Source organism: Oerskovia sp. NPDC060338, assembly GCF_042726295.1.
GTDB classification, from domain to species: domain Bacteria; phylum Actinomycetota; class Actinomycetes; order Actinomycetales; family Cellulomonadaceae; genus Oerskovia; species Oerskovia merdavium.
The window spans coordinates 54,442-66,340 of record NZ_JBHXCQ010000003.1 but is presented as its reverse complement, the minus strand read 5'-3'; the positions used below and the strand labels follow the sequence as shown (position 1 = coordinate 66,340).

At 74.5% G+C, this 11,899-nt stretch carries 9 protein-coding genes; all 9 read right to left on the bottom strand.

All coding sequences use genetic code 11. The annotated features are described in order from the left end of the window. Positions 1-157 precede the first annotated feature (157 nt). Genes ACFWGN_RS04380 through ACFWGN_RS04340 form a run of 9 tightly spaced genes read right to left on the bottom strand, consistent with a single transcriptional unit; the run spans position 158 to position 11,899 of the window. Positions 158-1,159: an FHA domain-containing protein gene (locus ACFWGN_RS04380; protein WP_377615856.1), complete on the bottom strand. Its 1,002-nt coding sequence runs from the start codon at positions 1,157-1,159 to the stop codon at positions 158-160. After that, positions 1,156-2,439, bottom strand: a complete 1,284-nt coding sequence (locus tag ACFWGN_RS04375) for a VWA domain-containing protein (protein WP_191803032.1) — start codon at positions 2,437-2,439, stop codon at positions 1,156-1,158. The genes ACFWGN_RS04380 and ACFWGN_RS04375 overlap by 4 nt, the downstream gene beginning before the upstream one ends. A gap of 22 nt (positions 2,440-2,461) precedes the next feature. Beyond that, positions 2,462-3,697: a PP2C family serine/threonine-protein phosphatase gene (locus tag ACFWGN_RS04370; RefSeq protein ID WP_191803030.1), complete on the bottom strand. Its 1,236-nt coding sequence runs from the start codon at positions 3,695-3,697 to the stop codon at positions 2,462-2,464. Next, positions 3,694-6,051: a tetratricopeptide repeat protein gene (locus tag ACFWGN_RS04365; RefSeq protein ID WP_377615855.1), complete on the bottom strand. Its 2,358-nt coding sequence runs from the start codon at positions 6,049-6,051 to the stop codon at positions 3,694-3,696. The genes ACFWGN_RS04370 and ACFWGN_RS04365 overlap by 4 nt, the downstream gene beginning before the upstream one ends. Beyond that, a complete protein-coding gene (locus ACFWGN_RS04360) occupies positions 6,051-7,244 on the bottom strand; it encodes a hypothetical protein (protein ID WP_377615854.1) in 1,194 nt (397 codons plus the stop codon). Before ACFWGN_RS04360 ends, ACFWGN_RS04365 begins: the two co-directional genes overlap by 1 nt. Next, entirely contained in the window at positions 7,241-8,239 is a 999-nt protein-coding gene (locus tag ACFWGN_RS04355; RefSeq protein ID WP_377615853.1) for a glutamate ABC transporter substrate-binding protein, read from the bottom strand. The genes ACFWGN_RS04360 and ACFWGN_RS04355 overlap by 4 nt, the downstream gene beginning before the upstream one ends. After that, positions 8,236-9,603 (bottom strand): hypothetical protein, encoded by a 1,368-nt coding sequence (locus ACFWGN_RS04350; RefSeq protein ID WP_377615852.1) that lies wholly within the window; start codon positions 9,601-9,603, stop codon positions 8,236-8,238. The genes ACFWGN_RS04355 and ACFWGN_RS04350 overlap by 4 nt, the downstream gene beginning before the upstream one ends. Further along, complete coding sequence (locus ACFWGN_RS04345) at positions 9,600-11,345, bottom strand: AAA family ATPase (RefSeq protein WP_377615850.1); 1,746 nt, start codon at positions 11,343-11,345, stop codon at positions 9,600-9,602. The genes ACFWGN_RS04350 and ACFWGN_RS04345 overlap by 4 nt, the downstream gene beginning before the upstream one ends. Beyond that, positions 11,342-11,899 carry a hypothetical protein gene (locus ACFWGN_RS04340; protein ID WP_377615848.1) on the bottom strand — a complete coding sequence of 186 codons (558 nt, stop codon included), beginning with the start codon at positions 11,897-11,899 and terminating at the stop codon, positions 11,342-11,344. Before ACFWGN_RS04340 ends, ACFWGN_RS04345 begins: the two co-directional genes overlap by 4 nt.

Below are 11,899 nucleotides of genomic sequence, written 5' to 3'. Positions count from 1 at the left end.
CCCACCCTGGGGGGCCCGCCGGGCGCGGGGTGCTGGTTGGTTTCCCCCCCCCCAACCCCTTTTGGGGGGCCCGCCCCCAACAACACACCCCGCTCTCAGGGTGAGCCGGACGGGCGCGCCCGACGTGGGCGTCGCGCCACCCGTCGTGCCAGGAGGGTCAGACCTCGCCGGGCATCGCCTTGCGGATCACGAGCCGCGTCCACCCACCGAGGTAGATGCGGTCGCCGTCGGCGACCTCGCGGCGCTGGCCGGCGGGGATCGGGTCGATCGGCAGCTCGCCGCCCGCTGGGCTCAGGTACGTCCCGTTGGAGGACTGGAGGTCCTCGACCCACCAGCGCTGCCCGTCGGTGTTGAGCTGGCAGTGCCGACGCGAGACGCCCGAGTCGGCGCCGCAGTCGATCTGCGGGTGGATGTTGCGCGACGCCGACGGACGTCCCACGAGCACGCTGCGCTCGCGCAGCACCACGAGCCCCGGCAGCCCGGCCGAGGGCAACGGGTCCTCGGCCTTCTGCGCCTGGTACCAGTCGGGATCGATCCACACCTCGACGACCCACTGGTCCTCGCCCGGCACGGGCGGGGTGGGCAGGTGCGTCCCGGAGCCCGACGGCGTCGCGCCCGTCCGCGCGGACGTCGCCTCGCCCTCGGCCGGGTCGGCAGGAGCACCGGGAGCGACGAGCGGACCCGTCCCCGGGGCACCGGCGGCGACCGCAGCAGTCGACGGGCCACCCGCCCCGGGATCGACCCCGGGCGGCGTGAGGGCCGCCGGAGCCGACAGGGGGTCGGGCGACGGCGCGGCCGCGGGCGACCCCGCAGGGGGAGCGATCGGGTCCAGGTCGAGCGAGGACGCCGGGGGAGCGAGCGGCGCAGGGGTCGCGGTCGACGGCGCCCCGGCGGGCTCGGGCAGCGAGCCCGTCGTGAAGTCGTAGCCGCAGTTCTCGCAGAACAGCGCACCGGCAGCGGCCGGGAACGAGCAGTGCGGGCACGTGATGGGCTCGCCGCCACCGGCGGTGCCCTCACCGGCGACGGGCGCGCCTGCCCCCGCGGAGCCGGAGGACACCGCCCCCGACGCGCTGCTCGACGCGGCCCCCATGGGCTCGCCGCACACGTCGCAGTAGTCGGTCGACTCGGACGCGTGCCCGTTGGGGCAGATCGCGCTCATCGCTTGACCCGCGTGGTCTTGGTCGAGGCGGTGTCGAGGGCCATCTCGTCGAGCTTGTCGGTGTTGCGCTTGAGGCGCACCGTGCCCTGCTCCTCACTCTCGATCTCGACGACCTTGCGCAGGCGCGAGGTCGCCTCGTCGTTGCCCGTCTCGGCCGCGAGCTGGACCGCGCGGCCGAGCTTGACCGTGGCCGTCGCCTCGTCGCCCGCCGCCTTGGCCGCGAGTCCCTCCTGGATCGCTGACGCGAGCTCGGCCTGGCCCGTGTAGTGCGCGACCTCGGGGTTGATGCGCGTGGTGAGCGCGCCGTCGTCGGACCACTTGGCCTTGACCAGACCCGACGAGACCACCTCGCCGTTCACGGCGAGCTGCACCCGCGCGGCGAGCTGCTCGGAGCCCACGGGCTTCGAGGCCACGCGCACGGCCACGTGGTAGTCGCGCGACTCGTCGCCCCACGACCCCGTGGGGTAGGAGCCCGTGAGCGGGTTGACCACGGCGCGGCGCGTCGTGAGGTCCTCGACCGTCGGGGCGACCTGGCGGACGAACAGCACCTGGGCGCCCTGCGGGGCCCACACGCGCAGGTCCGCGGAGGCCACGCCACGCGACATGGACTTCTGGATGAGCGAGGAGAAGTCGGCCGCGATCTCGCTCGGGTCGGCGATCAGGTCGACCGTCCCGAGCAGGGCCGTCGAGATCTCGCGCAGCTCGTCGACCTGCCAGCGGGACCCGACGCCGCGCGCGTCGCACTGGAACTTCCCGGTCACGTTGCGCACGACCTGCGACAGGTTCTCGCGCGGCTCGGACTCGTTCTTGCCGTCCGTCAGCAGGATCGCGTGGCGCTGGGCGGCCTGGGGGACGGTGTCGAAGAGCTGGGCAGCGAGCTGGAGCCACGTGCTCATCGCGGTGCCGCCCGACGGGCTCATCATCGCGATGGCCCGCTTGGCCTCCTCACGCGCCGCAGGCTCCATCTGGACCATCGCGACGCGCGCGTTCGGGTAGGGGAACGCGCGCTGCGCGACGTGGCTGCCGCCGACGATCGCGAACCAGGTCCCGTCGAGGATCTGGTCGACCGCGACCTGCGCCGCGTACTTGGCGGACTCCATGTTGCGCCCCGACATCGAGCCGGACGTGTCGACCATGATGATCTCGGCGACGCCGCCCCCGGAGGTCGCGGCACCGGCCTGACCTGCCCCTCGGGCGGTCACCGTCACGATGGCGTGCACATCCGTGGCGCCCTCGGACAGGAACTCGTTCTGGAAGACCTCGGCGGAGAACTCGGCCATGGGTTCTGGGCTCCTTCGTGGATCAGAGGGCGCGCGTCGCGGGCTCGTCGCCCGTGACAGCGTCTGTGTGCAGGTTATCGGAGGTGGTCGAGGCGGGGAGCGCCTCGAACCGGGCGAGGGTCGCCGTGATGTTGTCGCGGCCGCCCTGGGCGTTGGCCCAGCGCACGAGCTCGGTGGCCAGCGCCCGGGGCTCGCGCCCCGTCGAGGCCTCGGTCGAGCGCACGAGGTCCGCGAGGTCGTCGGCCGCCGAGCAGTAGTTCCACAGGCCGTCCGAGCAGACCAGCAGCCAGCCCGACGAGTCCGGGACCGTCGGGGCGCACCGCGCGGCCGGGTCGGTCGAGTCGGGGCCGAGCCAGCGCGTGATCGCGTGCGCCTGGGGCGAGTTCTCGGCCACGTGGCGCGGGGTGCCCATGGCCATGAGCTCGTGGGCCCACGAGTCGTCGACGCTGAGCTGGCGGGCCGTGCCGGTGTCGGGGATCCAGTAGGCGCGCGAGTCGCCGACCCACCCCGCGACGATCAGGGGGCCGTCCACGACGGCCGCGACGAACGTGCACGACGGCGGCTCGGCCCGCTCGGCCTTGTCGCCCACCGCGACCAGCACGGCGTCGTTCGCGGTCGTGGAGGCCGCGACCATGAGGGCCTGCCAGGCCTGGATGCGCTCGGTGACGTCCCCCGTGACGGGGGTGGCGCCGTCGGGCCCGCCCGACGCGAGCACGTCCCGGGCCGCACGCGCGGCCGCGAGGCTCGCGACGTCCGAGTCCGGCGCGGCCGAGACCCCGTCGCACACCACGAGCGCCGCGAAGCGCCCGGCCGTGGCCGGGTCGCCCGACGCTGCGAGCGCCATGGCGTCCTCGTTGCGCGCGTGGCGGATGCCGCGGTCGCACACGCCCGCGACCCACGGCGCGGGTCGCTCGGCCCAGTGGTCGCGCTCGACCTGGGCCTTCTCGCCGCACTGCTCGCAGTAGCCGTCGTCCGCGACGGTCCCGCCGCAGCTCGTGCAGGGGCGGTGCGTGGCGACGGGAGGGGGCGGGGGCACGGGGTCGGACGCCGGGTCGACCGGGGGATCGGTCGGCTTGAGGTCGGCAGGAGGCTCGGGCAGCGCGGGCACGGGAGGGCGCGCCAGGACGGGCGGCCCGCCCGCGGCGCCCGCCGCCGGCCCGACGTCGGAGCCGCAGTTCTCGCAGAACCTCGCCCCGGGAGCGGGGACCTCGCCGCACGTGGCGCAGGGCGCGAGCACGCCGGTGTCCTCCGCGCTCACGTCGTGGTCCAGCGACGCACGGCGTTGGCCTGGTCCACGAGGTCGATGCGCGCGATCTTGTCGTCGGTCAGCGTCGCCATCTCGCGGTAGGCCCCCTCGAGGGCGTCGCGGAGCGGCGGCTCCTTGGGCTCGACACCGCCGATGCGCACGGTGCCGACCTGCTTCGTCGACGCGGTCGTGACCTCCGCGAGCGCCGAGCTCAGCACGTCGATCGAGAGCGAGACCCGCTCCCGCTGGGGGATCGCGACCGACTCGACGCTCGCGAGCGCCTCGGCCAGGGCCGGGAGGCCACGGCCGGACCCTGCGAGCAGGCGCGCACGGCGCATGCGCGCGTCGGTGTACGAGCTCCGGGTCGGGGTGACCAGGTCCAGGGCGTGCAGCGCGCCGTCGAGGTCACCGCGGGCCTGGCGGATCCGGGCGAGCCCGAACACCGCCGGGGCCGTGTAGTTGGCGTCCGAGCGGGCACAGATCACGTAGAGGGACTCGGCGATGTCCGGCTCGCCGCTGACCTCGCACGAGACGGCGAGCGCGAGCTTGGGCGCGAGCTCGCCGGGCACCTGGCCGTAGACCGCGTTGAACGAGGCGCGCGCCGCGGCGGCCTCGCCGCGTGCGAGCTCGGCGAGCCCGCCCATCCACGCGGCCCGCCACTCCCACGGGTCGTCGGCGAGGATCGAGGCGATGGTCTTCTCGACCTCGGTGAAGCGGCGGTGCTCGATCGCGGCCCGGGCGTAGGCGAGGCGGACCTCGACCGTGCCCTCGGGGGCCGCGGCGAGCGCGGCCATGCGCGCCGCGGGGTCGGCGATGTTGACGCCCGCGAGCCAGCTGGCCATGGGGTCGGACTCGTCGACCTTGAGCGCGGGCAGCGCGTCCCAGGTCAGCGGGGCGTCGGCGTCGTCGGACACCGGGGCCTCGAAGAGCATCGACGCGGCCGAGTGCAGCGCCCCGCTGCCCGGGCCCCGGTCGGTCGCGACGACCTCGCGCAGGACGCCGATGAGCTGGGCGCGCATCTCGTCGATCGTCGCGAAGCGGTCGGACGGGTCGAGCGCGCACGCCTTGGCGAGCAGCCGGTAGAACGAGTCGTACTTCTGGAAGACGGGCGTCTCGGCGACGGGCGGCAGCGAGGAGACGTACGTCGTCTGGTTGCCGCGGAAGTCGAGCACGAGCGTGGCGAGGGTGCGCCCGATCGTGTAGATGTCGGACGCGACCGAGGTGCCGACCTCGGCGACCTCGGGGGCCTGGTAGCCCACGGTCCCGAAGATCGCCGACGTCATGTCGTCGAGGCGCCGCACACCACCCAGGTCGATGAGCTTGACGCCGTCGCCCTGCTGGATCATGTTGTCGGGCTTGAAGTCGCAGAAGATCAGGCCCAGGTCGTGCAGGTAGGCGAACGCCGGCAGGATCTCGAGCACGAACGCGAGCGCCTGGTCCACGGGCAGCGGGGCGACCACGCCGCCGTTCTCGTCGCGGCGGTCCTTGAGGATCTCCTTGAGCGACTTGCCGCCCACGTACTCCATGACGGTGTAGCCCGCGCCGTCGTGCATGACGAAGTTGTAGATCTCGACGATGAGCGGGTGCTCGACCTCGGCCAGGAACTGGCGCTCGGAGATCGCGGCCGCGAACGCGTCGGGGTCTCCCGAGTTGAGCAGGCCCTTGAGGACGACCCAGCGGCCCGAGACGTTCTGGTCGCGCGCCAGGTAGATCCAGCCGAGCCCGCCGTGCGCGAGGCAGCCCACGACCTCGTACTGCCCGCCGACCACGTCGCCGGGCGAGAGCTGCGGGTCGAACGAGAACGCGGTGCGGCACTGGGGGCAGAATCCCGAGGTGCGGCCCGGGACGCCGTCGCGCGAGCGGCCCACCTTGGCGCCGCACGTGGGGCAGAAGCGCTTGGACTCGGCGAGCTCGGGCACGGCCATGATGGCCTGGAGCGGGTCGCGGACGGGGGCGCTGGGGACGGTCGTGAGGCCCGCGCCCAGGCGGTGCCCGCGCAGACGCGTCGAGGACGTGCCGACACGGCGCGTGGACTTGGTGCCCGTGACGGCCGAGCGGGCCGAGCCCAGCGCGGCGCTCGCGAGCTGGGTCGAGCTGGTCCGGCCCGTGCGCGTGGACACTGCCTCGCCCTCGGGTCCGGGACCGGCGGCGTAGTTCGGTGCGGCCTGGGCGATCCCCGTGCCGAGCATGGCCGACGGCGACGCTGCCGTGCCGGGCGACGTCGTCGTGCCCGTGGCACCCCCCGTGGAGGGCACGGGCGACGCGGACGATCCGCCCGGCGAGCCGCAGACGTTGCAGTAGCCGTCCTCGATGAAGCCGTCGCAGCCCGGCTGGGCGCACGGCTCCTGCGTGGTCGATGTGGTCATCAGGACGATCCTTCCTGGCCCGGGACGGGCGACGATCCAGGGGCGGGAGACGAGAGGTGAGCAGGCAGGTCGCGGGTCAGGAACTGGTACTGCTCGACGAGGAAGCGCAGGAGGACGACGTCGCACGGCACGGCCTCGCCCGCCGCGCGGGCCTCGGCGAGTCCCGACCGGACCGTGGGGGACGCGCTGCGACCGTTCGAGTCGGCCCGCACGCGGTACGCGTCGAGCCGGTAGCGGAGCTCGGCGCGCTCGCGCAGCGGCGCGGTGTAGGAGGCCTCGACCGTGTCGAACGCGCGCGCCACGGTCGCGAGGCGTGTGAGGAAGCCGTCGAGCCCGGCGCGGTCCGCGGGGACCTCGCCCAGCCGCGAGACGTCGGGCACCGCGAGGCGCGGGGGAGCCGCGATCTCGCGCCGGCACCGGGCCGCGAGCTCGCGCAGCGAGGGCTCGCGCGCCTCGAGGGCCGCATAGCGCTCGACCGCCTGCTTGCGGTCGCGGGCGAGCTCGCGGCGCTCGGAGGCGCCCACGATGAGGTCCCGCTCGGTGCGCGCGACCTCGGCCTCGAGCTCGGTGAGGGGGCCCGTGACGTCGGCGCCGTTCGACGCCTTGTCGCGCAGCCTCGTCCACCGCTCGCGCAGCTTCTCGACGCGTCCGCGAGCCGTGGTGTCGGATCCCGCGAGCTCGTCGCAGCGCGCCAGCTCGGCGCGCAGCCCGCGGAAGCGCGCGACCTCGTCGGCCGCGTTCGGGTCGAACGACAGACGGGTGCGCAGCGCGGAGACGATCGCGTCGCACAGCCGCGTGGCCTCCACGAGCGAGACGAGCGACGAGCCGTCGGGCGAGCTGAGCCGGCCCCAGACGAGCTGGGAGATCTTCTCGCGGCCCACCGCGTCGGCGCGCCCCGAGTCCCACACGACGCCCATCTCGTCGGCGCGCGTGCGGGCCGCCTGCCAGAGGGTCATGGCCAGCAGCATGTCGGCCGTGTACGTCTCGGGGGACGCCGCGGACTGGGCGGCCGCGTCGAGGCGGTCGAGCTCGGTCCGCCGGGCGCGCAGCCACTCCTCGAGCCGGGAGAGGTACTCGTAGAGCTCGGCCGCGGGGATCGCCTCGCCGAGACGTCCGGGCGCGCTCGGAGCCTGCTGGGTCCGGGGGGCGACGGGCGGCCCGGCAGCAGGCGAGGCGGACGAGGCAGAGGTCACGGCGTGCGGCCGTAGACGGCGACGGGCGGCGCGGGGGCCGGGCCGAGCACGCCGAGCCACTCGTCGTACAGCGACGTCCACGTGCCGTCGGTGCGCATCTGCTCCAGGACGCCGTTGACGAACTTGACCATGTCGACGTTCTGGGCCGGGATGCCCAGGCCGTAGGGCTCGTCCGAGATCGCCTGACCCACGACCTTGGCGTACGGGTCCTGGGCCGCGAAGCCCGCGAGGATCGTGTCGTCGCCCGTGATCGCGTCGACCTTGCCCTGCTGGAACAGCGCGAGGCAGCCCGTGTGCGTGGTCGCGGGGACCGCGGTGATGTCGGGGTACTCCTGGAGGCGCTCGAGCGTCGTGGTGCCGTCCGGTGCGCACACGCGCTGGCCCGCGAGGTCTGCGATGCCCTGCGCCTCGGAGTCGCGCGTCACGAGGACCTTCTGGCCCGCGTGGTAGTACTCCGAGGAGAACGCGATGGTCTCCCAGCGCTCGCAGTTGATCGTGAAGGCACGGGCGACCACGTCGACCTCGCCGTTCTCGAGCACCTCGAGGCGCTGGCCCGAGGTGATCACGCGGAACTGCAGCCGGTCCGGGTCGCCGAAGATCGCGTTCGACACCTGGTGCAGCACGTCGATGTCGAAGCCCTCGATCTGCCCGCTGAGCGGGTTGCGGGCCCCGAGCTGGAGCGTGTCGGCCGAGACGCCGACGATCAGCGAGCCGCGGTCGCGGATCGCGGCCATGGTGCTGCCCGCGGGCAGAGCTCCCGGTCCGGGCAGCGGCCCGTCGGGGGCGTAGGACGCGACGGGGTTCTCGCACGTCGCCGCAGCGGCGACCGAGGACCCGGCCGCGCCGCCCGACGTCTCCACGACCGAGGCGACGGGCGCTCCCGCGGAGGGGGTGGCGTCGGGCGTGGCGCAGCCGGCCAGGACCAGGGCGCCCGAGAGCCCCAGCGCCACCAGGGCGCCCAGGCGCCCGCTCTTGCGGAAGGTCGAGGTGATCACCGGTACTCCTCCAGTCGGACGTTCAGGCCGCGCCAGGCGAGGACCGCCGCGGCGAGACCCGCTGCCAGCAGGAGCCAGCCCGCGAGGGCCGAGCGGTTGCCGGCCGAGGCGAGGTCGGCCTGCGTGGCCTTGATGTTCTCGGCGATGTCGGACGTGACCGTCTGCGAGAACGCGGCGAACGCGGCGTTCGGACCGCCCTCGTCCGAGCTCGTCGCGAGCGCGACCGCCCCGTCCCAGTCTCCCGCGTCGTCGAGGGCGCGGATGGCCTGGTGCTGGGTGATCCACTCGCCCAGGTACCCGGCGGACGTGCCGTCGAGGTTCCCGTCGGCCCCCGCCTGGTCGAGTCGCTGCGTCGCGTCGGCCGTCAGCTCGACGAACGACTCCTCGTACGTCTGGCCCGAGCCGCGCTTGATGAGCGTGAAGCTCTCCATGGCCTTGGCGTCGTTGGCCTCGGAGTACGCGGTCGAGGCCGCGAGCGTCGCGGCGTACGGGCCGTCGCGGACCGCGGCGGCCGCGCTGTTGGTCTGGCTCAGCAGGACGGCCCCGCCTACGCCCACCACGAGGATCACGACGCTCGCGACCAGCAGGCCCACGTTGAGGACGCGGTGCGTGCGCTTGGCGAGCCAGACCTGCGTCACGATCAGCAGCGCGAGGCACAGCAGTCCAGCCGCGAGGATCCACATCGCGTTGCGCACCATCGACAGGTCGGACGCGACGCGCTCGGCGTTGTCGTCGACGAGCGTCGTGAGCGTCGGCAGGATCTCGTCGCGCAGCAGCGTCGAGGCCTGGTCGAGGTAGGCCGAGCCCACCGGGAAGCCCTGCCGGTTGTTCGCTCGCGCCTGCTCGATCAGCCCCGTGTAGACCGTGACCTGCGAGGCGACCACACCCAGCTCGGTCGCGTCGGCGCTGTTGGCGCCCGCGAGCTCGGCGAGACGGATCGAGGCGTTCGCGATCGCGTCGTCGTAGCGCTCGCGCTGGTCCGCGGGCTCGAGGCCGCCGACCAGGAACGCGTTGGTCGCGGCCGCGTCGGCCACGACCAGGTTGTTGCGCACGTCCTGGATGCCCACGAGCTGGCTCGTGTCCGAGCGCGCGTCCTCGAGCGCGATCCCCTGGACGCGCGCGGCCTGGAAGCCGAGCACACCGAAGACGATCGAGGCGAGCACGCACACCGCGAGCGCGATCCGCAGCTTGCCCGGGGTGCGGCGCAGCGCGCTGCGGACCCCGGCCCGGCGTTCCGCACGCTCCTGGGCCTGCGTCGTGGGCGCCGTTCCGGCCTGCCCGCCCGGCTGACCGGGGTGGGCGGGCTGGACGGCCCGACCGGGCGCGGGGGCGGACCCGGGCGGCGGCGTCAGGGTCTGGCTCATGCAGGCTCCTCCTGAGGGGAGACGGTCGCGTCGGTGGGCTGGTCGTCGTCGGGCTGGTGGTCCTCGACGGGTTCGGCGAGGTCGAGGTCGTCGTCCGCCGAGCTGGGTTCGTCGAGCACGTCCGCAGGCGCGGCGTCCTCGGTGGGTGTCGCCTGCAGGATGCTCTCGGGCGCCTCGCCCGCGGGGAGCAGGTCCTCGGGCAGGAGGCGGCGCAGCTCGTCGAGCGTGGGCTCGGGCGTGTCCTTGAGGCGCCACGCGTGGCGGGCGATGGCCCCGTCCAGGACGTTGCGCGCGTGGCGTCCGTTGCCGAACCCCTCGGTGCGCGGGACGAGCGAGACCATCTCCTCGAACCGGTCGAGGGTCGTGGGCAGCGGCTCGAAGTCGGCCGAGGTGGCCATGCGCTCGAAGATCCCGCGCAGCTCGGCGTCCGAGTAGTCGTCGAACGTGATGGTCGTCGAGAAGCGCGACTCGAGGCCGGGGTTGGTCGCGATGAAGGAGGCCATGGGGCCGGGGTACCCGGCGACGATCACCACGAGGTCGTCGCGGTGGTCCTCCATGTCCTTGACGAGCGTGTTGATCGCCTCGGCGCCGTACTGGTCCTCCGCGAGGCCGTAGGCCTCGTCGATGAACAGGACGCCGCCGATCGCGGTCGCCACGACCTCCGAGGTCTTGACGGCCGTCTGGCCCAGGTAGCCCGCGACGAGCTCGGAACGGTCGACCTCGACCAGGTGCCCCGTGCTCAGCAGCCCGAGCGCGCGGTAGATCCCGGCGACCAGGCGGGCGACGGTCGTCTTGCCCGTCCCGGGGTTGCCGAGGAACACGAGGTGGCGCGTGAGCGTGGGCCGGGTCAGGCCTGCGGCCGTGCGGAGCTGCTCGATGCGCAGGAGCTCGGTCTGCTGACGGATCTCGTGCTTGACCCGGTCGAGCCCGATCAGGGCGTCGAGCTCGGCCAGGAGCTCCTCGAGCGACCGGGGCGGCTCGGCCTGGGTCTCCTCCTCGGCGGGGGCGTCGCCCGTGGTCGCGCTCTGCGGGCCGCCGGCGGCCGGTGTGCCCGACGGCGTCGCGTGCGTCGGGGGGGCCGCGTCGCCCGGGGTGCGCGCACCCAGGGCGTCGAGGATCGCGTCGACCGTGGGGACGACGTCCTGAGCAGGGGGCCGCAGCCCGCCCGCGCCGACGAGGGACCCCAGGTCGAACGGGTTCGTGCCGCTCGGGAGGGTCGGGTCGAACGAGGGCGCGGGGAAGCGGGTGGGAGTGCCGTGCGGGTGAGGCCCGGCTGCCGGAGGGCCCGCCGGCGCTTGCGGCACTGACGGCCCTGCCGGCTGCGGCGTGGTGCGGGGCTGGGCCGCGGCCCGCTGCACGGCCGTCGTGGACGCGGCGTTGGCCGACGCCGCGAGCCCGGGGGAGCCCAGGGCGCCGGCCGCGGCGATCACGCTCGCGAGCGCCTCGGAGTAGGCGGCCGCGTGCTCCGAGCCGGCCAGCACGAGCGTCGTGAGCTGGTCGGTCGGGGCCGAGCGCCACCGGCGACCGCGCTGGGCGGCCTCGAAGAACGCGGTGAAGTCGTCGGGGGCGCGGCCCACGGCCTTGAGCCACGCGGGCGCGGCGCCCGTGGACGACTCGGCCACCGCGGCGGCGAGACGCTCGCCCTCGCGCGTGACGTCGTCGGGCACGAGGCCCGCCTGGCGACCCACCGTGGTCAGCGCCGCGATGCTGCGGGCGAGCGCCCCCTGGCGCGCGGCGCTCATGGTCGTTCCAGCCCGCCCGGGGTACCCGGCGCCTGCGGCTGGGCCGAGCCGAGCCCGGCCTCGGGGGCCAGGGCGATCGAGGACGTCTGGAACTTCTCCGCGAGGAACTGCCCGTGCGCGACGAGCGCCACGGCGTCGGCGCGCGAGACCGCGTCCGAGATCTTGTCGAGCGTCACGCCCAGCAGGTCGAGCTGGTCGCACAGGATCATGAGCGACGTCTTGCCGCGGTTGATGACGCGCGTGTCCGCGAAGTCGCGCGGCAGGCGCAGGTAGCCGCCCACGGCCTCCGGCAGGTAGCTCGTCGCGGTCGCCACGACCGTGTGCGCCTGGGCCGTGCCGCCGCCCAGGCGGTCGAGGCGCGGCGCCATGTCGTCCACGGTCTTGGCGATGCGGTTCACGCGCGCGGTCACCGCGGGCGGGACCCTGCCCTCGATCTGCGCCTGGACGGCGTCGACCGAGGCGAGGATGTCCGCGCTCGTGGGCGCCGGAGGCAGCGCAGGGGTCTCCGGCGGACGCTTGCGCCCGCCGCCGAACAGGTTCTGGAACCAACCCAT